This window comes from Streptomyces sp. NPDC111516 (genome assembly GCF_055635345.1).
This window is the reverse complement of sequence record NZ_JBVKBV010000002.1, coordinates 42707-67523: the sequence shown is the minus strand read 5'-3', so window position 1 is coordinate 67523 and position 24817 is coordinate 42707. Positions and strand designations below refer to the sequence as shown.

The following is a 24817-nucleotide window of genomic DNA, read 5'->3' as shown; positions in this document are numbered from 1 at the left end:
CTTGTCCGTTCGCTCGCTGCGCCCGCTCACGTCGTACGTACCTCCTGGTCGTCCCCCGGCCACCCGGGGCCGAGACGAAGTCTCCCCCAGGCCTCGTCGTCCAGTGCGGCGAGGGCGTCGGCGTGCGCGCGGGCCGGAGGGGCGGTGAGGTCGCCGGGAACGGTGAGGACGGCGGCGGCCATGAGGTGGCCGTGCCGGACGCGCTCGCGTACGGGGAGGTCACGGAGGGTGGCGGAGAGGAACCCGGCGGCGAAGGCGTCACCGGCTCCGACGGGGGCGACGACGTCGACGTGGAGGGCGGGGACGGTGGTGACGGTGTCGGCCGCTGCGGCGGCCGAGGAGCGGGGCCCCGAGAACACCGTCGCCCCCGCACCGCCCCGCTTCACGACCAGCACCCCCGGCTCCGGCAGCACCGCACGAATCGCCTCCGCCCCGCACACCCCCCACGCCTCCTGGGCCTCGTCCTCGCCGACGAAGACGAGGTCACAGCGGCGCGCCAGATCCAGGAGCACCTCGGGAGCCGCGTCGGCGTCGCGCCACAGCCCCGGCCGGTGGTTGACGTCGAAGGAGACGAGCGGGCGGCCGGGACGCGGGGCCGTCAGGTCGCGCAGCAGCGCCAGGCAGTCGGCGGAGAGCGCCGCCGTGATGCCGGACAGGTGCAGGACGCGGCCCGCGAACAGCGCCTCGTACGGGACGTTGTCCGGGGACATCGCGGATGCCGCGGAACCGGCCCGGTAGTACGCGACCTCGTGCACGTCGGTGGCCCGGTCCGTCGCCGTACGGAAGTAGATCCCGGTGGGCCGCACCGGGTCGCGCCGCACCGCGGAGGTGTCGACGCCGTACCCGGCGATCGTCTGGACGAGGTGGTCCCCGAACCCGTCAGCGCCGACCCGGCCGACCCAGACGGCCCGGTGCCCGGCCGCGGCGAGCGCGCAGGCGACATTGGACTCGGCACCGCCGATACCGCGATCGAAGGAGGGCACGTCGGCGAGGCGTCCGGGCTGCGACGGCAGGAACGTCACCATGGACTCGCCGAGGCACACGACATCGGTGGCCGTGTCGGCGTCGACGGTCCTGGCCGGGGTTCCGGACACTTCGGGGCTCCTCGCGGGGGTCGGCGGGTTCGGTGATGCGGGACAGCGGTTCAGCGGGGCAGCACCGGGCTCCGGCACCGACGCGGCTCCGGCTCCCGGCAGGCTTCGCCGGCCACGGCACCGGGCATTGACCCGGCGTCGGCTCGGATGTTAGACAGCCTCAAGCGATATGCGCAATGACTGTTGCATATGCTGCAACGATACTTCGATCGAGGAGGCCCCCTTGGCCGCCGACCGTCCCGTGGCCGAACTTGCGGCCGGACTTGCCGACGAGCTGGTCGACCACCGCTTCAAGGCGCTCCCGCCCGACGCCGAGGGCCTGACCGTCGGCGCCCTCGCCGCCGAGCGGCGCGATCTCTTCACCGGCGGCTTCACCACCCCGGTGCTCGCCCTGTCCGCCGAGTCGGTCGAGCACAATCTCGCCCTTCTGGAGACGTACGCGGAGCACCACGGGCTCGCGTTCGCCCCGCACGGCAAGACGTCCATGTCCCCGCAGCTCTTCGCCCGCCAGCTGGCGTACGGCGCCTGGGGCATCACCGCGGCCGTGCCGCACCAGGCGCGGGTCTACCGGGCGTACGGGATCGGGCGGATCTTCCTCGCCAACGAGCTCGTCGACGCCGCGGCCCTGCGCTGGCTGGCCGGTGAACTGGACCGCGACCCGGACTTCCACTTCATCTGCTACGTCGACTCGGTGCGCGGCGTGGAGCTGATGGACGAGACGCTGCGGGCGGCGGGCGCCTCGCGCCCCGTCGACGTCGTCGTGGAGCTGGGCGCGGGCGAGGGCGCGCGTACCGGTGCCCGCACCGAGGCCGACTGCGCGGCGGTCGCCGACGCGGTGGCCGCGACCGGAACGCTGCGTCTGGTGGGCGTGGCCGGCTATGAGGGCGAGGTGCCGGAGGCGTCCGGCGAGCGGGTACGGGAGTGGCTGCGCCGGCTCGTGGCGCTGGCCGTCGGCTTCGACCGCGCGGGCAGGTTCGCCGCGGCGGTGGAGGCCGGCGAGGAGATCGTGATCAGCGCGGGCGGCAGCGCGTGGTTCGACGCGGTGGCGGACGTGTTCGCGGACGTCCCGGACCTCTCCGGTCCGGTGCTCAAGCTGCTGCGCTCGGGGGCGTACGTCTCGCACGACGACGGCCACTACCGCCACCTCACCCCGTTCAACCGCGTCCCCGAGGAGGGGGCCCTGCAGCCCGCCTTCCGGCTCTGGGCGCAGGTGGTCTCCCGGCCCACCTCCGAGCAGGCGTTCCTCAACGCGGGCAAGCGGGACGCGGCGTACGACCTCGACCTCCCGCAGGCCCAGGTCGTCCGGTCCGGCCGCGACGGCACGGTCCGCCCCGCGACGGGTGTCACGGTCAGCGGCCTGTCGGACCAGCACACGTGGGTACGCACGGAGCCGGGCGCGGAGCTGGAGGTGGGCGACTGGGTGGGGATGGGCCTGTCGCATCCGTGCACGAGTTTCGACAAGTGGCAGCTGATTCCGCTGGTGGCGGCGGACGGCACGGTCACGGACTACATCCGCACGTTCTTCTAGTGCCCCTCCCACCCCCCATTTGCCGGTCGGTCTAAATCCCGCGAAAGGCGAGCCACGTCATGGACCTGGTCATCCGCAACGCCGACGTCATCGACGGCACCGGCGCCCCCGCCCGGCGCGCCGACGTGGCCATCGGCGACGGCCGGATAGTCGGGATACACCCGGAACACGCCCCGGGCCCGCGCCCCACCGCCCGCCGCGTCCTCGACGCCGACGGGCTCGCCCTCGCCCCCGGCTTCGTCGACATGCACGCGCACAGCGATCTCGCGCTGCTCCGCGACCCCGACCACAGTGCCAAGGCCGCGCAGGGCGTGACGCTCGAAGTCCTCGGCCAGGACGGCCTGTCGTACGCCCCGGTCGACGACCGTACGCTCGCCGAGGTACGGAAGACGATCAGCGGCTGGAATGGTGACGGCTCCGACCTCGACCTCGACTGGCGCACGGTCGGCGAATACCTGGACCGCCTCGACCGCAACTTCGACGGCCAGGGCATCGCGGTCAACGCCGCCTACCTCATCCCGCAGGGCACGGTCCGGATGTACGCGATGGGCTGGGAGGACCGTCCGGCCACCGACGCCGAGCTGACCCGGATGAAGGAACTCGTCGCCCAGGGCATGGCGGACGGCGCGGTCGGCATGTCCTCCGGCCTCACGTACACCCCCGGCATGTACGCGGACGACGCCGAACTCACCGAACTGTGCCGGGTGGTGGCCCGGTACGGCGGCTACTACTGCCCGCACCACCGCTCGTACGGGGCGGGCGCGCTCGGGGCGTACGAGGAGATGGTGCAGCTCACCAGGAACGCGGGCTGCGCCCTCCACCTCGCCCACGCCACCATGAACTTCGGGGTGAACAAGGACAGGGCGCCGGAGCTCCTCGCCCTGTTCGACGACGCCCTCGACGCGGGCGCCGACATCTCCCTCGACACCTACCCGTACACCCCCGGCTGCACGACCCTCGTCGCGATGCTGCCGAGCTGGGCGAGCGAGGGCGGGCCGGGGACGGTCCTCACCCGGCTCGCGGACGACGCGACGGCGGAGCGGATCCGGCACCACCTGGAGGTGCTGGGCTCGGACGGCTGCCACGGCGTGCCGATCGAGTGGGACACGATCGAGATCTCGGGCGTGAGCGTGCCCTCCCTCGCCGGGCATGTCGGCCGCACCGTGGCGGAGTCCGCCCGCCTGCGCGGCGAGGCTCCCTGGGTGACCGCCCGCCGGCTGCTCATCGAGGACCGGCTCGGCTCCACGATCCTCCAGCATGTGGGCCACGAGGAGAACGTCCGGCAGATCATGCGCCATCGGGTCCACACCGGCGGCAGCGACGGCATCCTCCAGGGCGACAAGCCGCACCCGCGCGCGTACGGCACGTTCCCGCAGTATCTCGGCCGGTACGTACGGGAGTTGGGCATCCTGTCACTGGAGGAGTGCGTCGCCCACCTCACCTCCCGCCCGGCGCAGCGGTTGCGCCTGGCCGACCGGGGGTACGTCCGCGAGGGCTACCGCGCGGACCTGGTCCTCTTCGACCCGACAACGGTGGCGGCCGGCTCGACGTTCGAGCAACCGCGTACGCTCCCGGTCGGCATCCCGCACGTCCTGATCGACGGCCGCTTCGTCATCGAGGACGGCCGCCGGACCCAGGCACTGGCGGGCCGGGCAGTACGGGGAGCGGGCCGCGCCTAGATCCCCTCCGCCGCACGGGCACGCACTGACCGGACGAGCCCGTCGCCGCCGCGACACCCGATGGGCGTCGCGGCGGCGACGGGGCTCACACGCTCACGGCTTGGGCAGGACACATCCCGGCCGGCCGAGGTCGAACTTGTTGCCGGTACCGATGCACGGCACGATGCCGTAGGTCTCCTGGGCGTAGTTGATGCCCTGGCGCACCGTCACATTGCCGCTCTCGTCGACCTCGCACGGATTGTTGTCCGTGCACTGCTGGCCGTCCTCGTTGCCGGTGTTGTTGACGGCGACGACCTTGCCGGTGGCGTTGTCGATCACCGGGGAGCCGGACGTACCGCCGATGGTCTGGCAGGCGGAGGTGTAGCGGACCGAGTCCTTCCAGGTCCACGCGCCCTCCTTGAGGCGGTAGACGAAGCCGTCCACATTGCAGGCGTACGTGCGCTTCCAGTAGCCGGAGACCACCGTGATCGCGGTGCCCTGAACGGGGTGCGCGGCGTTGAGTTCCAGCGCCTTGATGCCGTACCTGCTCTCGATCTGCGCGTAGGTGCTGGTGAGTTGATACACCGATATGTCGGTGTCCGTCATCGTCCCGTACGCGATCTTGCTCGCGCGCAGGGTGCCGACACCGCTGCCGGAGGCGTTCAGCAGGGTGAAGCTACGGGTGGACGGCTGGTCGAACACCACCTTGCCCGGGCCCGGGAAGCCCGACTCCATGCAGTGCCCGTTGGAGAGCACGAGCGCGGGATCATTGGGCTGGGAGTCGGGCGTACGGACGACCGAGCCGGAACAGTTGCTGAGCGCGACGGTCCCGGCGAAGTTGACCGCCTTCGGCTTGATCTGTTCCTTGGGCTGGATCTGTGCTTCGACCGTGCCGGTCGCTGCCGCGTCGTGGCCGGTGGCCGCGGTCGCGGGTGCGATTCCCGCCCCGAGGAGCAGAACGGTGAAAAGCGCGCCGACGAGAGGCTTCTTCATGTGGGGGTCCCCTCTGGTGACATGTCCAGGGCCCTGATGACCCTGAGACCGAAGTTCCTTCGGTCTTGACATGCGCATGTTGGCGCACGGGAGAGGCCCCCACAAGGGGCGGTTTCAAGCCGCGAAGTGTCGGACCGTCGGCTCGCGGACCGACCTGCTCGAAGCGCTGTTGCTCAGACGGGGCGGCCTGCCCGCGGAGCGGGACGCGACGTCAGGGCAGCGGTCGCTCGGCGTTCACGAGGACGTTCTCCCTCCCCCAGGCGCCGAGCGGCGCCAGCGCCTCGTTGAGCCCGAAGCCCAGCGGGGTCAGCGAATACTCGACGCGCGGCGGCACCTCCGCGTGCACCTCCCGGTGCACGATGTCGTCCTCCTCGAGCTCCCGCAGATGTGACGTGAGCACCTTCTCCGTGATCCCGGGCACCATCCTGCGCAGCTCGCCGAAGCGGCACACCCGCTCGTTGAGCGCCCAGAGGATCAGCACCTTCCACTTGCCGCCGATCACGTCCATCGCCGCGTCGATCCCGCAGACGTAGGCCCCCGGCCTCCGTACGGTCCCCATGGTCCAGCCCTCCCACCTGCTCGCTCACCTGGCGGTAACCACCCACTTCGAAGTGCGTACTTGATCACTTCCGGGCCTGCGACAAGCCTAATCGGCATGACCGACAACGCATTTGAGAAGTCGCCGCTCACTCTCCTCGGGCTCGGTGCCATGGGTACCGCGCTCGCCCGCGCCTGGCTCGCCGCCGGGCATCCGCTCACCGTCTGGAATCGCAGGCCGGGCCGGGCCGAACCGCTCGCCGCGGAAGGGGCTCTCGTCGCCCCGACCGCCGCCGAGGCGGTGGTGGCGAGCGGGCTCGTCGTCACGTGCCTGCTCGACGACGCCTCGGTCGACGAGACCCTGACCGGCGTCGACCTGGCCGGAAAGGATCTGGTCGACCTCACCACATCCACCCCCGCCCAGGCCCGCGCCCGCGCCACCTGGGCCGGCGAGCGCGGGGCCCGCTTCCTGGACGGCGGGATCATGGCGGTCCCTCCGATGATCGGCGCCCCGGCCTCCGGCGCCTACGTCTTCTACAGCGGCTCCCGCACCCTCTTCGACGCTCACCGCGCCGTCCTGGCCGTACCGGCCGAAACCTCCTACGTCGGCGAGGACGCCGGATTCGCCGCCCTGCACGATGTGGCGCTGCTGAGTGCGATGTACGGGATGTTCGCAGGGGTCGCGCACGCGTTCGCCCTGATCCGCAAGGAGAACATCGACCCGACAACTCTCGCCCCGCTGCTCGCCGACTGGCTCGTCGCCATGACGCCCTCCGTGCACGCGGCCGCCGCCCAGCTGACCGCCGACGACTACACACAAGGAGTCGTGTCCAACCTCGCCATGCAGGTCGCGGGCAGTGCCACACTCCTGCGCACAGCCGAGGAACAGGGGGTCAGCAATGAGTTGCTGACGCCGTACCTGGCCCTGCTGGAACGCCTCCTCGCGGACGGGCGAGGCAACGAGAGCACAACGGGTGCGGTGGACCTGCTGGCCCTCCGAGCCACCTGATTGCTCACGGTCGGGGCATGACATCCGAAGCAATCGGACGTCGTACCGGCGCGGACGCCCATCGAGCATTCCGCGCCCGTACGTCACCCGTTCAGGCCGCGTGCGCTTCGAACCAGAGCGATCCGAGATCACGGCCGGGAGTGAGGCGCACGTCCGCGTCCAGGGCGGCCGCGAGACTCCTCAGCAGTTCGAGTGTCGGCGCTGTCCCGCCCTCTTCGATGCATTCGATGTCGTCCTCTTCCATGCCGGTTCGCAGGGCCAGCTCGGACACACTGAGTCCGAGTGCGGTTCGGCGGTCGTAGAGGGCTTTACCGAAGGCCAGGGCCTCGCGAATGGCGATCCGTTCCGGATCATCCGTCTGCAGGTCCGAGGGGATCCAGCGACTGTGCTGTCCGGCCATCACGCCGTCCTCTCATACATCGCGGTCACCGGTTCATGATGCGCGCTCTCGCAGACTTTCTGGGCACGGACAGCACGGTCGATCTGGCTTTGCTCGTGCTGCCTGGTCTTCCGGAACACGGTCAGGAGCACGATCGTGCGTGTCGGAGTGATCCAGTAGGTCACACGAGGAGCGACATCGCGGAGTCGGAGCCGCAGCTCCCAAACCGGCCCCTCCAGGTGATCGGCCCAGGGGCCTCCCAGCTCGGGCCCGAGTTCCGCGAGCATCCCGGCCACTTCGTCGACCCTCTTGTAGTCGTGATCACTCAGGCTCTCCAACCACGCCCGCACCTCCGGCTCGATCTCGAAGTCGTAAGGCTTGTTCATACGACGGTCAACCCGGCGGCGAAGCAATACGTCACGCTCCGAACACCCCCGCTGACGTGGCGCATCTCACCCGGCCGAGTCCGTCACGTCCCCGTTCCGGCCCATTCGAAGCCCGGCCCCCGCCACCGACCGGCGTTCCCACGGTTCGGAGGAGAGGGCGCATGGAGATGGAAGCCGGGGCGGGACGTCGGGAGTACCCGGGTGGGGCAACCTGAGAGCAAAGCCCGGGCGCCCCGTGAAACACGGTCGTAAGCTCCCAGACATGCAGGTCATCCAGTCCACGAAGCTCGCCAATGTCTGTTACGAAATCCGGGGCCCCGTGCTTGAGGAGGCGATGCGGCTGGAAGCGGCCGGTCATCGCATCCTCAAGCTGAACACCGGCAACCCTGCCGCGTTCGGGTTCGAGTGCCCGCCCGAGATCCTCGAAGACATACTGCGCAACCTCTCCGGGGCGCACGGCTACGGCGACGCGAAGGGGCTGCTGTCGGCGCGGCGCGCGGTGATGCAGCACTACCAGACCAAGGGCATCGATCTCGACGTCGAGGACATCTACCTGGGCAACGGCGTCTCCGAGCTGATCCAGATGTCGATGCAGGCGCTGCTCGACGACGGCGACGAGGTCCTCGTACCCGCGCCGGACTATCCGCTGTGGACCGCCTCGGTGTCGCTGGCCGGCGGTACGGCCGTGCACTACCGGTGCGACGAGCAGGCCGACTGGATGCCGGACCTCGCCGACATCGAGCGGAAGATCACCGACCGCACCAAGGCGATCGTGATCATCAACCCGAACAACCCGACGGGCGCGGTCTACGACGACGAGATGCTGCGCGGGCTGACGGAGATCGCCCGGCGCCACAACCTGGTCGTCTGCTCCGACGAGATCTACGACCGGATCCTGTACGACGGAGCGACCCACACGCCCACCGCGACGATCGCGCCCGATCTGATGGTGCTCACCTTCAACGGGCTCTCCAAGAACTACCGCGTGGCCGGATACCGCTCGGGGTGGCTGGCGGTCTGCGGTCCGAAGGCGCATGCCTCCTCGTACATCGAGGGGCTGACGATCCTCGCCAACATGCGGCTCTGCGCCAATATGCCGTCGCAGCACGCCGTGGCCACCGCGCTCGGCGGGCGGCAGTCGATCAACGATCTGGTGCTGCCGGGCGGGCGGATCCTGGAACAGCGGGATGTCGCGTACGACCTGCTCACGCAGATTCCGGGTGTGACCTGTGTGAAGCCGAAGGGGGCGCTGTACCTCTTCCCGCGTCTCGACCCCAAGGTCTACAAGATCAAGGACGACCGGCAGATGGTCCTCGACCTGCTGCGGGCCGAGAAGATCATGGTCGTGCACGGTACGGGGTTCAACTGGCCGGAACCCGATCACTTCCGTGTCGTGACGCTGCCGTCGACCGAGGATCTGACGGACGCGGTGACCCGGATCGCGCACTTCCTGGACGGGTACGGCCAGCCGTAGCGGCCGGCTGCGAGGGTCGGGCACCCATCTCGGAATCGATTGCGGATAACTTTAGACAGAATCCAAGCTAGGATGGTTCCACAGCAACACCAGGAGGCCATCCATGTACGAACCGATCCGCACCAAATCGGTCCACACACCGGCCGACCATGCCGACGACTTCCCGCACCGTTCCCGCGAGGAGGAGCTGGACATCCAGCTCGCCGGACACCTGGCCGCGCTCCTCGCGGTCACCGACGAGCTGGACCTCGGCGTGGCGGGCGACCGTATCGCCGAGCAGGTGGCCAGGCTGCGCGGTGCGCCGCCCGCCCGGCACGCCGGTCGCACCGATGCACCCGCGCTCACCCTCCACCGCCGCGCCCACGCCCTCGCGGGCCGCGTGCTGGTGGTCGCCGCGTCCCGCGCCGACACGGCCGTCGCGATTCTCGCGGCCGAGCGCATGGACGCCCACACGGCGGCGATCGCCGCCGCCCCCGCCGCCTCGTCGCGACTGGTCGGCGCCCACTGACGGCCCCGGTCGGCGTGCCGTCGAGGCGCGTGGACCGGGTGCCACTCATCCGGGCATGGGCCGGAACGGGTAGCGCGCGACGGGGCGGCGGTCCGGGTGGTGGCCCGGACCGCCGTTCCGGTTGAGCGGGACGGTGCTCGTCAGTTGCGGACCCGTACCGTCGCCGACGCCGTCGATCCGCTGTGCAGGGCGTCGCCCGCATAGCCGACCTCGTACGTCACCTGGCCGGTGACCCGGGGCAGGTCGCTGATGGTGAACGTGCCGTCGGCGGCGACGGCGGCCGAGGTCAGGGTGCCGGTGCCCTTCCGGTCGGTGCGCCCCACGGACAGCGTGATCCCGGCGGGCAGCGCCCGCCCCTGGCCGGTCAGGGTGCCTGTGATCGTCAGCCCGGCGCTCTTCGTCGCCTCCGCCGGAGCCGTGAGGGCGATGGCCGTCGGGGCCTTGTCGACCGCGACGGTGAGCGCGATGTCCTCGGCCGGGCGGTGGGTGATGTCACCGGTGAACGAGACGGTGTAGGTGGCGTCGCCGACCAGCGACGGGACGTCGAGGACGGTGAACGATCCGTCGGCATCGACCTCGACGGGGGCGAGTTTGCGGTCGCCGTTCGCGTCGTGCCGTACCGCCGTCACCCTGACCGGTTCGGCGGGCGCGGGCCCGTCCAGCTCCAGCCGGCCCCTGATCCCGACCGGTTCGCCGACGACGGGCCGGCCCGGGGTGGTGGTGAGCGTGCCGGTGAAGCGGGAGTCGTACTGGGCGGCCGGCGGCTGGATGGCATGCAGCCAGAACTCGGTGCCGGAGGTGTTGGTGGTGACGGCGAACAGACGCGAGCCGTCCTTCGACCAGCCGAGCCCGCGCGGCGCGATCCGGTCCCCGTCGAGCGCACCCTCGAAGGCGAACTCCAGCGGAGCCGTACCGGCCGCCGGGTCGGCCGGCTGCACGAGCAGATCGACCGTGCTCCCGGTCGCGGCGGCGCCCCGCGCTATGTAGGTGCCGTCGCCGCTGAAGGCGACTGCGGACGCCTTCGCCCCCGCGGGCAGCGGCTGGTACGCGGCCGGCGCGTCGGACAGGTCGGTGGCGTCCAGGAGCCGGGTGCCGTACGCGGCGTCGGCGACGGCGATCCGCCGGCCGTCGGGGGACTGGGCCACGTCCTTCATGTCGAGGGCGCCTTTGCCCTCGGCATCCGCGAACCGGCGCTCCGGGCCGCGCACGAGCGTGGCGCCGCTGGCGTCGAGCGTGGTGAGGAAGGGGTTGGCCTCGCCGGTGCTGCGGCTCTGCGCCATCACGATGCGGTCCGGGACCTCGGGGCCGCTCGTCAGCCGCAGCCGGCCCGCCGCGTTCCATCCGGTGTTGGCGCTCTGGTTGCCCGTCGTGCCGTACAGCCAGGACTGGCGGTTGTCACAATCGGTGGTGAGGTAAGGCGTCTCGGTGTGCCACTGCTTGCCGCCCGCGAAGGCGATGTCGCGCGGGCAGGGCACGTCGTACGCGGGGTACGTGATACCGGTGTACGCCTGCGTGACGGTGTCGAACGCGAGGATGCCCGAGGACTGCGAGACGTAGAGCGTGCCGCTGTCCGCGCTCAGGGCCATCCCGGACGGCGCGGAGGCGGTGGGCAACGAACCCACCTTCTGGCCCTGGAAGTTGTAGACGTGGACCTGGTTCACGTACCCGTTCCGGCGGTCGTCCGTGACGTAGACCCGCTCGTGCACCGAGTCGACGACCATCGCCGAGTACGAGGAGATCGGCAGCTTGGCCACGGTGTCACCGGGAACCGGGCCGTCGGCCGCGAGGGCGGCGGGTGGAGCGAGGGCGGTGAGCCCGGCGGCGCCGAGCGTCAGCGCGACGAGCGTCGCCACGCTGCGTATGCGGTGCTGATTCCTTCTCAACTGAGTCCCCCACAGGCTCGGTTGGCCTCCGGCCGACCGAGCCGGAGACATGTGAAGGAACATCGAATCTTGTGGAGGTGCCGCGCGCAAGAGCAGGACGATGTCGGGCCGTTCTCCGCGAAGAGGCAGGAACAGGGCGAAACATGGGGCGACCCCCGGAATCGTGAGGGGATTCCGGGGGCCGTACCGCGGCGGGCTGTTGACCCCACAGGTCAGGGCGGATGTCCGAGAGCCGGCCGCGGGGCGTGCGGGGCGCACCCGCACGGGGTGCGCCCGGGGCGTCAGCCCAGGCGCTGGACCAGCGCGCGGTACTCGTCCCACAGTTCCTTCGGCGTGTGGTCACCGAAGGTGTTGAGGTGCTCGGGGACCAGTGCCGCCTCCTCGCGCCAGACCTCCTTGTCGACCGTGAGCAGGAAGTCCAGGTCGGAGTCGGAGAGGTCCAGGCCCGTGGTGTCCAGGGCATCCTTGGCAGGCAGGACGCCGATCGGCGTCTCGACGCCCTCGGCCCTGCCCTCCAGGCGCTCGACGATCCACTTCAGGACGCGGCTGTTCTCGCCGAAGCCCGGCCACACGAACTTGCCCGCGTCGTTCTTGCGGAACCAGTTCACGTAGTAGATCTTCGGGAGCTTCGACTGGTCCTGCTTGTCCGCGCCGACCTTGATCCAGTGGGCCATGTAGTCGCCCATGTTGTAGCCGCAGAACGGCAGCATGGCGAACGGGTCGCGGCGCAGCTCGCCGACCTTGCCCTCGGCGGCGGCGGTCTTCTCGGAGGCGACGTTGGCGCCGAGGAAGACACCGTGCTGCCAGTTGAAGGACTCGGTCACCAGCGGTACGGCCGAGGCCCGGCGGCCACCGAAGAGGATGGCCGAGATCGGCACGCCCTTCGGGTCCTCCCACTCGGGCGCGATGATCGGGCACTGGCCCGCCGGGACGGTGAAGCGGGCGTTCGGGTGGGCGGCCGGCGCCTCGGACACGGGCGTCCAGTCGTTGCCCTTCCAGTCGGTGAGGTGGGCCGGCGCGGTCTCCGTCATGCCCTCCCACCAGACGTCGCCGTCGTCGGTGAGCGCGACGTTGGTGAAGACGGAGTTGCCCCACATGGTCTTCATGGCGTTGGCGTTGGTGTGCTCGCCGGTGCCGGGTGCGACGCCGAAGAATCCGGCCTCGGGGTTGATCGCGTAGAGGCGGCCGTCCTCACCGAACCGCATCCAGGCGATGTCGTCGCCGATCGTCTCGACGGTCCAGCCGGGGACCGTGGGCTCCAGCATCGCGAGGTTGGTCTTGCCGCAGGCGCTCGGGAACGCGGCGGCGATGTACTTCGGGCCCTCGCCCTCGCCCTGCGGCGGCGTGAGCTTGAGGATCAGCATGTGCTCGGCGAGCCAGCCCTCGTCGCGGGCCATCACGGAGGCGATGCGCAGCGCGTAGCACTTCTTGCCGAGCAGGGCGTTGCCGCCGTAGCCGGAGCCGTACGACCAGATCTCGCGGTCCTCGGGGAAGTGCGAGATGTACTTGGTGCTGTTGCACGGCCACGGAACGTCTTCCTGGCCCTCTTCCAGGGGCGCGCCCAGCGTGTGGACGGCCTTGACGAAGAAGCCGTCGGAGCCGAGCTCGTCGAGGACGGCCTGTCCCATGCGAGTCATGGTGCGCATCGAGACGGCGACGTACGCGGAGTCGGTGATCTCGACGCCGATCGCGGAGAGCGGAGAGCCGACGGGGCCCATGCAGAAGGGCACGACGTACATGGTGCGCCCACGCATGGAGCCGCGGAACACACCATTCTCACCGGTGAAGATCTCCCGCATCTCGGCGGGGGCCTTCCAGTGGTTCGTCGGACCGGCGTCCTCCTCCTTCTCGGAGCAGATGAACGTACGGTCCTCGACGCGGGCGACATCGCTCGGGTCGGACGCGGCGTAGTACGAGTTCGGACGCTTGGTCTCGTCCAGTTTCGTGAACGTTCCCCTGGCCACGAGCTCCCCGCACAGGCGCTCGTACTCGGCCTCCGAACCGTCGCACCAGACCACCCGGTCCGGCTCGGTGATGGCTGCGATCTCGTTCACCCAGGAGACGAGCTCCTGGTGGTTGGTGGGGACAGTGAGGGGAGCCGCGATGTCGCGCGCCACGATCGCTCCTTGTTGAGGGTGTCTGTTTGGTTGGCCCCGTGGGGGCTGCGACCCGGATGCTTCGACCCCTAAGAATCTCATTGGCGCTCATCCGGTGCCGACCGCACTCATTTGATCATCCGGCCGATGCCCCCATATGTCCAGGGGGAGGCACACGTGAGCATTCCCACTCCCATCCGTTACCTACGGTTGCGTAGGTACGATGCGGGGATGACTGCTGCCGTCGTGCCCGAGCCGACCGGGCTGGAATCAGCCGAGCCCGACACCGCCCCGGTGAAACCGCGCATGCGCGGCTGGCTGCACGCCGGGATGTTTCCCGCCGTGATCGTCGCGGGGATCGCACTGATCGCGCTGACGGGCAGCGTCCGCGGCCGGATCGCCTGCGGCATCTACGTCCTGACCGCGTGCCTGCTGTTCGGTGTGAGTGCGCTCTACCACCGCGGCACCTGGGGCCCGCGGGGCGAGGCGGTGCTCCGCCGGCTCGACCACGCCAACATCTTCCTGATCATCGCGGGCACCTACACCCCGCTGACCCTGCTCCTGCTCCCCGAGTCGACCGGGACGCCGCTCCTGTGGGCGGTCTGGGGGGCGGCGGCCGCGGGCATCGCCTTCCGGGTCTTCTGGGTCGGCGCCCCGCGCTGGCTCTACACGCCGTGCTACCTGGCGATGGGCTGGGCCGCGGTCTTCTTCCTGCCGGACTTCATGCGCACCGGCGGGATCGCGGTGCTGGTGCTCGTCGTCGTCGGCGGGCTGCTGTACAGCGTGGGCGGTGTCATCTACGGCATCAAGCGTCCCAATCCGTCCCCGCGCTGGTTCGGCTTCCACGAGGTCTTCCACTCACTGACCCTGGCGGCGTTCGTCGTGCACTACGTCGGCATCTCGCTGGTGGCGTACAACCACCACTGAACGCCTTTCCGGGACGGTACGGGCATGGCCCGGGCGCCTTCCATGGCCGACAATGGCGACCATGGCCGCCACCCCCCGTACACCTTCCGTTTCCGCCCCCGGCGGGCAGCCCCGGCCGGGGCTGCGCGAGCGGAAGAAGCTCAGGACTAGGATCGCGATCCGCCGGGCGACGTACCGGCTGATCTCCGAGCAGGGGTACGACGCGACGACGGTCGAGCAGATCGCGGAGGCGGCCGAGGTGTCGCCGAGCACCGTCTTCCGGTACTTCGCGACCAAGGAGGACATCGTCCTCACCGACGAGTACGACCCGGTCATGGAAGCCGAGCTGCGCAACCGGCCGGCCGGCGAACCTCCGCTGGATTCGCTGCGGTTCATCATGACCGAGGCGCTGACGCCGTTCCTCGCGAGCGAGGAGGAGGAGCTGCGCCAGCGCACCCGGCTGATGGTGGAGGTACCCGCCGTCCGGGCGCGGATGACGGAGACCATGTCGGACACGGCGAAGGTGCTGGCCCAGGCACTCGCGGACCGCAGTGGGCTGGGCCCCGACGATCTGGAGGTCCGGGTGTTCGTCGCGGCGGTGCTGGGGGCGCTGCGCGAGGTGACGCTGTACTGGGGCGAGCACGGTCAGGAGGGAGACCTGATCGCGTTGATCCACCAGGCGCTGGACAGGCTCGAAGGCGGCCTGACGCTGTGACCGGGGCGCCGGCCGCAGCCGTCGTGCGGCGCCGCACGTAGTCCTGGCACGGCCCCGTCCTCAGTCCCCCGACGGCCCCGATCCGAGGGTCCGCGCCAGCTCCGCCCGGTCCGTCGTCGGAGCGCCGCAGACGAAGTGCCGGCACACGTACGCCGTCGGCGCCCCACCCACCATCGGCCGGTCCGCCAGCAGCGGGAACTCCGTCCCCGCCGTCTCCCCCGCCGCCACCACCGCGCCGGGTGCCCGCCCCAGCAGCGCCGTACGGTGCAGTTCGCCGCCGACGGGCCCGGCGACCGCGACCTCGCGCGGCCCGTCGAGGAACGCCTCGGCGACCGCCAGCCCCCAGCCGATGAACCGGGGAACCCGCGGCCCGAGCGCCTTCACCACCCCCAACGCGCCCTCGGCGGCGGCGCGATGGGCTTCCGAGCCGGTGTGCGCGGCGTACGAGAGCAGCGCACCGGCGGCCGCCGTCCAGCCCGCCGGGGTCGCGCTGTCGGTGGGGTCCTGCGGGCGGCGGATCAGCTGCTCGGCGTCGTCCGCCGTGTCGTACAGCTGCCCGCCCTCACCGGTGAAGTGCTGGAGCACGATGTCGAGCAGGAAACCGGCGAACTCCAGCCAGACCCCTTCGCCGGTGACCGAGGCCAGGGCGAGGAAGCCCTCCGCCACGTCGCCGTAGTCCTCCAGAACCCCGGCGTGCCCGCCGGACCGGCCGTCCTTCGAGGTCCGGTCCAGCCGGGCGACATCGCCCATGTGGACCCGTACCAGCAGGTCCGCCGCCTCGGTGGCGCGCTCGATCAGGTCGGGCCGGTCGAAGTACGCCCCCGTCTCGGCGAGCGCGGCGATCGCCAGGCCGTTCCAGGCGGCGACCACCTTGTCGTCCCGCCCGGGACGCGGGCGCGGCTCACGGGCTTCCAGCAGCCTGGCCCGCATGCCGGCGACCCGGTCGGCGTCCGCGTCGGCAGCCGTCCGCGCGAGCCGGAGGACCGAGGCGCCCTCCTCGAACGTGCCCTCCTCCGTCACGTCGAAGTACGCGGCGGCGAACGCCGCGTCCTGATCGCCGAGGACCTCGCGCAGCTGCTCGGGCGTCCATACGTAATACGCGCCCTCGACATGCCGGCCGGTGCCGTCCTCGCTGTCGGCGTCGAGCGCGGAGGCGAAGCCGCCCTCCGCCGTACGCAGCTCGCGCACCATGAAGTCGGCGGTCTCCAGGGCGACCCGGCGGGCCTGTTCCGAGCCCGTCGTCCGCCACAGGTGGGCGTACACCCGGCAGAGCAGCGCGTTGTCGTAGAGCATCTTCTCGAAGTGCGGGATCAATGGTCCGTCGGGCCGGCGCAGTACGTACCGGTGGAAGCCCCCGCCCACCTGGTCGAACAGGCTCGACCGCGCCATGGCCGCGCACAGCCCCTCGGCCATGTCGCGTGCCCCTTCGGACTCCGTCCGGGCCCAGTGCCGGAGCAGGAACTCGACGACCATGCTCGGCGGGAACCGGGTGTTGCCTGCGAACCAGCCGGAGGCGGGGTCGTACTCGCGGGTGAGGCCGAGCAGCGCCTCGGCGAGTTCCGCTTCACCGGGCAGTCCGGCCTTCGTGTAGTCCAGCTGCCGGCCGGCCAGATCCCGCACGATCTTCTTCGCCACCTCGGCCACCTCGTCGGGCCGGCCGTCCCAGGCCGCCCGTACGCCCTCCAGCACCTGCATGAAGGACGGCGACCCGTGGCGCGGCTCGGGCGGGAAGTACGTACCGAAGTAGAACGGCTGACCGTCCGGGGTCATGAAGACCGACATCGGCCAACCGCCCTGGCCGGTCGCCGCCTGGAGTGCCTCCATGTAGACGGCGTCGATGTCGGGCCGCTCCTCCCGGTCCACCTTCACGGACACGAAGTGCTCGTTCATGAAGGCTGCCGTCTCCTCGTCCTCGAAGCTCTCGTGGGCGAGGACGTGGCACCAGTGGCAGGAGCTGTACCCCACGCTCAGGAACACGGGCACATCACGCCGGCGCGCCTCCTCGAAGGCGGCGGGCTCCCACGGCCACCAGTCAACGGGGTTGTCCGCGTGCTGAATGAGGTACGGGGACGTGGCGTGCGCGAGTCGGTTGGGCATGCCTCAATCCTTGCGCACTCGGCGGGGCCGTGCCCAGGCGCCACGGGACACCTCACGGGCGGGTGCGCAGCGGGGTGCGTGCCGCGGGTACGGGGGCGTGGCACGGGTCCGGGTCAGCCCGCCCACCGTCCGGAGAGGAAGGTGACGGCGAAGACGGTCATCAGGGGTGCCGCGACGGTGAGATAGACGGTCTTGACGTGGCGGCGGCGCAGGCTCCAGGCGGCGAGACCGGTCCACAGCGGCCACCACAGGAGGGTCGCGCGCGGGATGGAGGTGTACCAGTAGGACGTACCCAGGGCCCACAGGTTCAGGGCGATGTACACGGCTTCCGGCCAGCGTCGCTGCCGGATCAGCACGGCGCACAGGCCGATGCCGATCAGCATGGTGAGGAGTTCGGCCTGGGACATCAGGGCGTACCCGGTGCTCTGGGAGTGTCCGAAGGCGGCGTGCCAGGTGTTCTGCCAGGCCTCCCAGGGGGTGTGGAAGTCGCGGTACCAGCCGCGCTCCTCCGCGTGCTTCCAGGCCATCCAGTCGCCGGTGTGCGCGTGCAGGTACCAGCTGTGGAGCAGCGGCGGGAGGGCGGGCAGCGCCAGCCAGGGAAGACGGCGCCAGTGGGCGGCGGTGCGGGCGGTGGCCAGGAAGTGGACCGCGAGGGCCGCGGCGAGGAAGAGGCCGCTGACCCGGACGGTGGTGGCCAGGCACGTCAGGGCGGCCGCGAGCGGCCAGTTGAGGCGCCGGGCGGCCAGCCAGGCCGGCAGGGCCAGGGCGAGGAAGAGCGCTTCGGTGTAGCCGGCTGCCAGGAAGACCGCGCACGGGGAGAGCAGGAAGAAAAGGGCGGCGCGCTGTCCGACGTCCTCCTGCGGCGGGTGTTCCGCGCTGCCCTCCTGCGGCAGCTGTCCGGCGTTCTTCCGCGCCGGCTCTCCCATCTGCGGCAGGTGCGGCCGGGCGATCCGGGCCAGTGCCAGTACGGCGATGCCTCCGGCGACGAAGGAGATCAGCGCACCGGCCGCGGGCCAGCTCGGGACGATGGCGTGGACGGCCCGCAGCAGGTAGGGGAAGCCGGGGAAGAAGGCTTCTCTGTTGTCCCATTCGGATATCCAGGGGCCGGACCCGCCCGGGAAGTAGCCGTCCTGGGCTATGTGCAGGTAGTGCCACCAGTCCCACCGCTGCCACGGCGCGAAGAACGAGGCGGGGTCACGGTTCTGACGGTCGTCGGCGAACAGCCAGCGCATGCAGTAGGCGGTGGTCCAGATGCCCACCCGGGTCAGCAGGTACAGCCACAGCACCTCGCGGTCGGCGGGCCCCAGCCGGCGGCAGAGCCGGACGAACCGCCGGCCGAAGGATGTCGGGCCGGGTGAGGGCGTGCCGCCGGGCGCCCCGGAAGCGGTCCCGGTCCGGGCGGGCGGGCGTTCACGCTGCCGCTGGGGGGTCGAAAAGGTCACAACGAGTCTCCTGGCCTGGATCGGATGTGCGCGTGCCGGGCGGCCCCGGCCGACGCGGTTCGGGGCACGGGCCGAGCGGCCCCGTCGGCACGGTCCGGGGTACGGAAAGCGGGATGTCACGGGATGTCAGGGGGGCGGGCTGACGCTCCAGGTGGGCGTGGTCGGTGTCTCCGAGGCGCTCCGGCCGCGGATTGCCGGCCCACCGGCATGGCGGCTCAAGTACGGGGAAGCCTCACGGTCCAGGCGAGACGGCACACCCGCATCCTCTCAGAGCCTGTCGGGTGACCTTCGATCGGAGAGCGTGCGGCCAGACCGTGGCCGCCCGGTCAGAGGTCGCCCGACAGGCTCTCAGGCCCGGTTGGCCGCCTCGCTCCCCTCGCGCCGACGCGCCGTACACAGGACACTGGGCGGCGACCTCGACCGAGGCAGGTGTCATCGTCGTATCCGGAGGGGGACTCACATGCGGGACAGCCATCGGGCGGAAGCCGAAGGGCTGTTGGTACGCGCCGTCGAGGAAGAGGTACGGCGCTCGGGCGGGCGGGCCGACGCCGGTGCGCTGACAGCGCGCGGGCGGGCGGCGCTCGACTCCCTGACGGCCGCCGCGGCCGACGAGTACGCCGCGTATCTCCAGGCGCTGGACGCGGCGGCGGCCGGGCAGCAGCCGCTGTCGCAGCGGTTCAGCCGGGCTGCACTCGGAACTCCCCTGCTGGTCACGGGAGTTGCCGCAGTCGCCGCCTTCGGCGCCGATGTCGCGTTCGGTACGGCAACGGGGCCGGCCCTCGGCGCGGGCGCCGTCGTCGCAGTCGCGGGGGCCACGGCGACCGTCGCCAAGGTGACCGCGTCGCACTGGCCCGCCGCCCACCGCCGCGCGGGCGCGCTCGGGCAGCCCGGCGGCGCCGAACAGCTGCGGCTGCAGTGGCTGGCCGCGCTGGAGGTACGGGGCATCCGCCCGTTCCTCGACCAGCAGCGGATGCTCAACCCCTCGTCGCGCACACCGGCGAAGAAGGTCCCCGCACAGTCGCGGACCGCCCCACAGCTGCGGGGCGGGGACCGCAGCGCCGCGGCCCGCATGCGCGCGCTCCTCGACCAGTCGTTCGGCCAGCTGCCCGCGGCCGACGGGCCGTTCGCCGGACGGCGGGCCGAGCTGGCGCAGATCGCGCAGTGGGTGCGCGAGGCCCGCGCGTCGACGGAGACCAAGCCGACCGTCGTCGTCCTGCACGGCACGCCCGGCGCGGGACGCACCACGCTCGCGGTGCGGGCGGCACGCAGCCTGAAGGATCAGTTCCGGGGCGCGTGCGTGGTGGACCTGCGCGGCGATGTGTCCGGGGAGGCGCCGCTGCCGACCCGGGACGCGCTGCTGCATCTGCTGAACCGGCTGGGCGCGCCCCGCGAGCAGCTGCTGTTCCGCGAGAGGGCTTCCGCCGAGCAGCAGGTGCGGCGACTGAGCGAGCTGTACCACCAGCATCTGACGGGCACGCCCGTGACGATCGTCCTCGACGACGCGGCCGACGCGGCACAGGTCCGCACGCTGGTCCCCGAGCGCTCCGACAGCCTCGTCCTCGTCACCGCCCGCGAGCCCCTGGAGCTGCCCGCCGACATTCCGGCCCGGGTGCATCACCTGCCGGTCGGCGCGCTGGACGCTGCGGGTGCGGAGGAGCTGCTGCGCGAGGTCGCCGGGGCCGGCGAGGAGGAGCCGTACGACGCCCGGTCGACGGACACCGTCGTGGAGCTCTGCGGCGGGCTGCCGCTGGCGCTGCGCACAGCGGGCTCCTCGCTCGGCGCACGTACCCGCGGCGCCCTCGCCGCCGATCTCGCGGCGTACGGTCCGGTCGCGCCGGTCGAGCGGGCGCTGTGGCTGCGCTACACCGACCAGTCCGAGCAGGCGCGGCGGCTGCTGCGCCGGCTCGCGCTGGCCGGGCGGGCCAGCCTGGGCGCCGCGGCGGCGGCCGCGCTGCTCTCCGCCGACGAGCAGGAGGCCGAGCGGCTGCTGACGGCCCTGGCCGGGGCCGGACTCCTGGACCACGTTCGGGGCTCGCGCTACCGGCTCCACGACATCGTACGGGGCTTCGCCCTGGACCGGCTGCGGGACGAGGAGGCGGCGGCGGACCGTACGGCCGCGCAGGAGCGGCTGATCAAGAACTACGCGGAGCTGGCCGGCGCGGTGATCCGCATGGTGGACGGCAAGATGTCCACCCGGGCCGGGCAGTTCGGCTCGCACGGGTTCGGTTCGCTGGACTCGGCGCTGCGCTGGCTGGACGACGAGTCGAGTTTCATCACGTCGGCGCTGCGGCACGCGGAGGGCGTCGACCAGGCGGCGGTACTGGATCTGCTGGGCGCGCTCTGCGACTACTGCCTGCTGCGCGGCGACCTCTACCGGCTGGGCGAGATCAGCGAGTTGACACAGGCCGTGGACAGGGGGCTGCTGGAGCGGTCCGTGCAGTGGCGCACCGGCATCGCGGCCCGTCAGCTCGGCGAGCTGGACAAGGCCCGCACCACGCTGTCGTCGGTCGTCGGGCTCTACCGAGAGGCGCAGAACGAGGCGGGTACGGCGCTGGCGCTCTGCTCGCTCGGCATCACCCTGCACCACCAGGGCAATCTGACCGAGGCGTCGGCGCGGCTGCGCGAGGCGATCGCCTTGCAGTCCTCCGACGAGCAGGCCGAGGACCGGGCCTGGTCCCTGCACGCCCTGGCCGCCGTCGAACGCGACCGGGCCCACCTGTCCCAGGCGCTGACCCTCCTGGACACCGCACTGGCCCTGCACCGGGAGGGCGAGTCGCTGCACGGCGAGGCGTGGACGCAGTTCCAGCTGGGCCAGACCCTGCTGCGGATGGGCGACGTGGAGCGGGCGGAGGAGGCGCTGCGTACGGCCCTGGATCTGTACGGCCGTACCCGTGACGAGCGCGGCGAGGCGTGGGCGCTGACCCAGCTGGCCCGCGCCCGGCTGCTGGACGGCGACCCGGGCCCCGCCGTCGAACAGCTGGACCGGGCCCTGGCCCGGCACCGCGACAACGAGGACGCGCGCGGCGAGGCGTGGACGCGGTACTACCTGGGGCAGGCCCTGGAGGAGAACGGCGACACCGACCGGGCGGTACGGCAGCTGGAGCGGGCCCGCACGATGTTCTCCCGGATGCGGGACGTGTACGGGCTGGCGTGCGCCCGTCACCACTCGGGCCGGGTCACCCGCGATCAGCGGGCCGCGCAGACCGGGAACCTCCGCAACTCCGGCTTCGCCCGTCAGCTCCTGGTCGACGCCCGGGCCGACTTCCGGCGCATCGGGGTCGCCCACGGCGAGGCCTGGACCTGTCTGGAGCTGGCCCTGATCGACGCGGGCAACAACCGCGCCCCGCAGGCACTGGAGCTGTGCGACGAGGCGGCGGAGCTGTTCGACTCCTACGGCGACACGCGGGGCGCGGACTGGGCCCGCTTCCTGCGCTGCACACTGCTGCCCTACGCGTCGCCGGGCGGCAGCGAGGTGGGCACGGTGGTGGCCCAGCAGGAACTGGCCGACCTCCTCCAGGCAGGCCACCCGACGCGCGACAGCAAGCTGGAGGACTGCGCGGAGGCGTACAGGGTGGTGCTGAACCGCGGCGTGGACCTGGAGGACGGCTGGCAGGCATGGCGCCTGGGCATGACACCGACGCGCCACGCCCGGGAGGTCATGGGCGTACCGGTCCCGCCCACCACCAGCCCGTCCGGCGCCTGAGGACATCGCTGCCCCGGCCGGGCACGACCGCCCCGCCCGTCGTCAGGCGTACGGGGCGGTCACCGGACACCCCGGTGCCGCCCCGCGCCTACTTCCGCTTCGCGGACCCCGCCGCCGGGGCGTCGGACGCCTCCGCCGGGTCCGGGGCCTCCACGAAGTCGACCTTGCCCATGTGGCGGTTCATGGACTTCATCAGCAGCCATACGCCGCCGGCGAGCGCCGCGAAGACGATGAAGCCGAGAACGCCGGGGGTCACCTTGTTGTCGTCGACCTCCTTGGCGAGAGGGACGAGATGGGTCAGTGCCTGGGTCGCGTACATATCAGGCATTGTCGCGGATGCCCGCGAAGAGGTCGCTCTCGGGGAGGGAGGTATCGACGAGAGACTTCGCCAGCTCGTACTCCTCGGTCGGCCAGACCTCCTTCTGGATGTCCATCGGAACCCGGAACCAGCCGCCGTCGGGATCGATCTGCGTCGCGTGCGCGATCAGCGCCTTGTCGCGGGTCTCGAAGAAGTCCGCGCACGGAACGTGCGTGGTCAGCGTGCGTTCGTCGCGCTCGAACTCCTTCCAGCGCTCCAGCCACTCGCCGTACGGGGACTCCAGTCCGCGGGCCAGCAGCGCCTCGTGGAGCGCCACCGTGCGCGGCCGGTTGAAGCCCTGGTTGTAGTAGAGCTTCTGGGGCTGCCAGGCCTGGCCGAACTCCGACTCGGGGTACAGCTCGGTGTCCGCCGCACCGTCGAAGGCGATCATCGTGATCTTGTGGGTCATGATGTGGTCGGGGTGCGGGTACCCGCCGTTCTCGTCGTACGTCGTGACGACCTGCGGCCGGAACGCACGGATGCTGCGGACGAGGCGGCCGGCGGCCTTCTCCTCGTCCTCCAGCGCGAAGCAGCCGTCCGGCAGCGGCGGCAGCGGGTCGCCCTCGGGCAGACCCGAGTCGACGAAGCCGAGCCACTCCTGGTCGACGCCCAGGATCTCCCGGGCCTCGTCCATCTCCTTCTTGCGCACCTCGTGGATGTTCTCCTCGATGTACGCGTCGCCCTGGAGCTTGGGGTTGAGGATGGAGCCGCGCTCGCCGCCCGTGCAGGTCACGACCAGCACGTCCACCCCCTCGGACACATACTTGGCCATCGTGGCCGCGCCCTTGCTCGACTCGTCGTCGGGGTGGGCGTGAACGGCCATCAGTCGCAGCTGCTCAGTCAAGACTCGATCCTCAGTGTTTGGGCGCGTGGGCAGGCTTCTATAGTGACCGAACCGGGGGGCGGAAAATTCCGCGATCCGCGGCACAGGAGGAACGATCATGACGGCGGTGCGCGAAGCGCTCCCGGAGAACCGCTACGGCCGCTCCGCGGACCAGCGCGCGGACCGCAAGCTCAGGATCATCGGCTCGGTGCTGGGCGTCGCCCTGCTCGGGGTGGTCGGCTGGATCGGTTACGACTACATCGCCGGGCAGGGGATCAGCGCCGAGGTGATCAAGCGCCAGGTCGTCTCGGACGCGCGGGTCGATGTGCACCTGGAGGTGCGCAAGGACAAGGACGCCAAGGGCTACTGCACCCTCCGCGCGCAGCACGAGGACGGCAGCGAGGTGGCCCGCAAGGACTTCCGCTTCGACGACCGCACCGACCGTGTCGACCGCGTCCTGTCCCTGCGCACGACGTCCAGGGCGACCAGTGTCGAGCTGCTGGGCTGCACCACCGACGGCGGGGCGGCGCGTTAACCGACGCACGCCGGAGCTTCATCGCTCTTGTAGGTGCTGACCTGCGCAAAACGCAGTCCTGGCGATTACCTTCTCCCCCTTTTCCCGGGGAATTGTTAGGCTCGTGGTTTCGCCCACCCGTGGAGGCACATGCTTACGGGTAGGGCGATGCTTTGTATACCCAGTACCGACGAGGAGCACCCTGTGACCCAGACCAGCGAAAACGTCACCTGGCTCACGCAGGAGGCGTACAACCAGCTCAAGGCCGAGCTGGAGTACCTGTCTGGTCCCGCGCGCACGGAAATCTCCGTAAAGATCGCGGCGGCCCGTGAGGAAGGTGACCTCCGGGAGAACGGCGGATACCACGCGGCCAAGGAGGAGCAGGGCAAGATGGAGCTGCGCGTGCGCCAGCTCACCCAGCTCCTGGAGCACGCGAAGGTGGGCGAGGCACCCGCCGACGACGGCGTGGTCGAGCCCGGCATGGTGGTGACGATCGCCTTCGACGGCGACCCGGACGACACCCTGACCTTCCTGCTCGCCTCGCGTGAGTACGCGAGCTCGGACATCGAGACGTACTCCCCCCAGTCCCCGCTCGGCACCGGCGTGAACGGCAAGAAGATGGGCGAGGACGCCGAGTACGAACTGCCGAACGGCAGGATGGCCACCGTGAAGATCCTCGCGGCGAAGCCGTACACGGGCTGATCCCGCAGCACT

The 24817-nt window shown here is 71.1% G+C and carries 21 protein-coding genes; 10 read left to right on the top strand and 11 right to left on the bottom strand.

Translation table 11 applies throughout. The features are described 5' to 3' along the window. Window positions 1–26: 26 nt before the first annotated feature. Window positions 27–1094 carry a sugar kinase gene (locus ACZ7L9_RS05895; protein WP_471412917.1) on the bottom strand — a complete coding sequence of 356 codons (1068 nt, stop codon included), beginning with the start codon at window positions 1092–1094 and terminating at the stop codon, window positions 27–29. A gap of 169 nt (window positions 1095–1263) precedes the next feature. On the opposite strand from ACZ7L9_RS05895, the gene ACZ7L9_RS05890 reads away from it, so the two are divergent. Next, window positions 1264–2622, top strand: a complete 1359-nt coding sequence (locus tag ACZ7L9_RS05890; protein ID WP_471412916.1) for an alanine racemase — start codon at window positions 1264–1266, stop codon at window positions 2620–2622. Between the two features lie 59 nt (window positions 2623–2681). Then, window positions 2682–4301: an N-acyl-D-amino-acid deacylase family protein gene (locus tag ACZ7L9_RS05885; protein ID WP_471412915.1), complete on the top strand. Its 1620-nt coding sequence runs from the start codon at window positions 2682–2684 to the stop codon at window positions 4299–4301. Between the two features lie 93 nt (window positions 4302–4394). On the opposite strand, the gene ACZ7L9_RS05880 is transcribed toward ACZ7L9_RS05885, so the two are convergent. Both ACZ7L9_RS05880 and ACZ7L9_RS05875 read right to left on the bottom strand, forming a co-directional pair. Next, the gene (locus ACZ7L9_RS05880) at window positions 4395–5273 is read right to left on the bottom strand and encodes a S1 family peptidase (protein WP_471412913.1); all 879 of its coding nucleotides are present in this window, start codon (window positions 5271–5273) and stop codon (window positions 4395–4397) included. Between the two features lie 211 nt (window positions 5274–5484). Continuing rightward, entirely contained in the window at window positions 5485–5832 is a 348-nt protein-coding gene (locus ACZ7L9_RS05875) for a winged helix-turn-helix transcriptional regulator (protein WP_471412911.1), read from the bottom strand. 96 nt (window positions 5833–5928) lie between these two features. Here ACZ7L9_RS05875 and ACZ7L9_RS05870 point away from each other — a divergent pair, with 96 nt between their 5' ends. Then, on the top strand, window positions 5929–6819 hold the full coding sequence (locus ACZ7L9_RS05870; RefSeq protein ID WP_471412910.1) for an NAD(P)-dependent oxidoreductase: 891 nt from the start codon (window positions 5929–5931) through the stop codon (window positions 6817–6819). 91 nt (window positions 6820–6910) lie between these two features. Here the strand turns inward: ACZ7L9_RS05870 and ACZ7L9_RS05865 are convergent, their stop codons facing one another. Beyond that, a complete protein-coding gene (locus ACZ7L9_RS05865; protein ID WP_471412908.1) occupies window positions 6911–7219 on the bottom strand; it encodes a helix-turn-helix domain-containing protein in 309 nt (102 codons plus the stop codon). Continuing rightward, entirely contained in the window at window positions 7219–7584 is a 366-nt protein-coding gene (locus tag ACZ7L9_RS05860; protein WP_471412906.1) for a type II toxin-antitoxin system RelE/ParE family toxin, read from the bottom strand. The genes ACZ7L9_RS05865 and ACZ7L9_RS05860 overlap by 1 nt, the downstream gene beginning before the upstream one ends. Before the next feature lie 262 nt (window positions 7585–7846). Here ACZ7L9_RS05860 and ACZ7L9_RS05855 point away from each other — a divergent pair, with 262 nt between their 5' ends. Beyond that, the gene (locus ACZ7L9_RS05855) at window positions 7847–9058 is read left to right on the top strand and encodes a pyridoxal phosphate-dependent aminotransferase (RefSeq protein WP_389982476.1); all 1212 of its coding nucleotides are present in this window, start codon (window positions 7847–7849) and stop codon (window positions 9056–9058) included. A gap of 103 nt (window positions 9059–9161) precedes the next feature. Then, window positions 9162–9566, top strand: coding sequence for an SCO4983 family protein (locus tag ACZ7L9_RS05850; RefSeq protein WP_471412904.1), 405 nt, complete (start codon window positions 9162–9164; stop codon window positions 9564–9566). A gap of 140 nt (window positions 9567–9706) precedes the next feature. Here the strand turns inward: ACZ7L9_RS05850 and ACZ7L9_RS05845 are convergent, their stop codons facing one another. After that, window positions 9707–11419 (bottom strand): Ig-like domain repeat protein, encoded by a 1713-nt coding sequence (locus ACZ7L9_RS05845; RefSeq protein WP_471412902.1) that lies wholly within the window; start codon window positions 11417–11419, stop codon window positions 9707–9709. A gap of 311 nt (window positions 11420–11730) precedes the next feature. After that, window positions 11731–13566 (bottom strand): phosphoenolpyruvate carboxykinase (GTP), encoded by a 1836-nt coding sequence (locus ACZ7L9_RS05840; RefSeq protein ID WP_471412900.1) that lies wholly within the window; start codon window positions 13564–13566, stop codon window positions 11731–11733. A gap of 210 nt (window positions 13567–13776) precedes the next feature. Between ACZ7L9_RS05840 and trhA the strand changes: the two genes are divergently transcribed. After that, on the top strand, window positions 13777–14472 hold the full coding sequence (gene trhA, locus ACZ7L9_RS05835) for a PAQR family membrane homeostasis protein TrhA (RefSeq protein ID WP_471412898.1): 696 nt from the start codon (window positions 13777–13779) through the stop codon (window positions 14470–14472). A 61-nt stretch (window positions 14473–14533) separates the two neighbouring features. Further along, a complete protein-coding gene (locus tag ACZ7L9_RS05830) occupies window positions 14534–15166 on the top strand; it encodes a TetR/AcrR family transcriptional regulator (protein WP_471412896.1) in 633 nt (210 codons plus the stop codon). A 60-nt stretch (window positions 15167–15226) separates the two neighbouring features. Here the strand turns inward: ACZ7L9_RS05830 and ACZ7L9_RS05825 are convergent, their stop codons facing one another. Together ACZ7L9_RS05825 and ACZ7L9_RS05820 are read right to left on the bottom strand one after the other, a co-directional pair. Further along, on the bottom strand, window positions 15227–17263 hold the full coding sequence (locus ACZ7L9_RS05825; RefSeq protein ID WP_471412895.1) for a thioredoxin domain-containing protein: 2037 nt from the start codon (window positions 17261–17263) through the stop codon (window positions 15227–15229). A gap of 113 nt (window positions 17264–17376) precedes the next feature. Continuing rightward, the gene (locus ACZ7L9_RS05820) at window positions 17377–18705 is read right to left on the bottom strand and encodes a mannosyltransferase family protein (protein ID WP_471412894.1); all 1329 of its coding nucleotides are present in this window, start codon (window positions 18703–18705) and stop codon (window positions 17377–17379) included. Between the two features lie 460 nt (window positions 18706–19165). Here ACZ7L9_RS05820 and ACZ7L9_RS05815 point away from each other — a divergent pair, with 460 nt between their 5' ends. Further along, the gene (locus tag ACZ7L9_RS05815) at window positions 19166–22408 is read left to right on the top strand and encodes a tetratricopeptide repeat protein (protein ID WP_471412892.1); all 3243 of its coding nucleotides are present in this window, start codon (window positions 19166–19168) and stop codon (window positions 22406–22408) included. A gap of 88 nt (window positions 22409–22496) precedes the next feature. On the opposite strand, the gene ACZ7L9_RS05810 is transcribed toward ACZ7L9_RS05815, so the two are convergent. Next, a complete protein-coding gene (locus ACZ7L9_RS05810; protein ID WP_471412890.1) occupies window positions 22497–22727 on the bottom strand; it encodes a hypothetical protein in 231 nt (76 codons plus the stop codon). Window position 22728: 1 nt separating this feature from the next. Next, window positions 22729–23610: a mycothiol conjugate amidase Mca gene (gene mca / locus ACZ7L9_RS05805; protein WP_471412888.1), complete on the bottom strand. Its 882-nt coding sequence runs from the start codon at window positions 23608–23610 to the stop codon at window positions 22729–22731. A gap of 97 nt (window positions 23611–23707) precedes the next feature. On the opposite strand from mca, the gene ACZ7L9_RS05800 reads away from it, so the two are divergent. Then, window positions 23708–24124, top strand: coding sequence for a DUF4307 domain-containing protein (locus ACZ7L9_RS05800; RefSeq protein WP_471412886.1), 417 nt, complete (start codon window positions 23708–23710; stop codon window positions 24122–24124). 183 nt (window positions 24125–24307) lie between these two features. Continuing rightward, a complete protein-coding gene (greA, locus tag ACZ7L9_RS05795) occupies window positions 24308–24805 on the top strand; it encodes a transcription elongation factor GreA (RefSeq protein ID WP_471412885.1) in 498 nt (165 codons plus the stop codon). The last annotated feature ends 12 nt before the right edge of the window (window positions 24806–24817 follow it).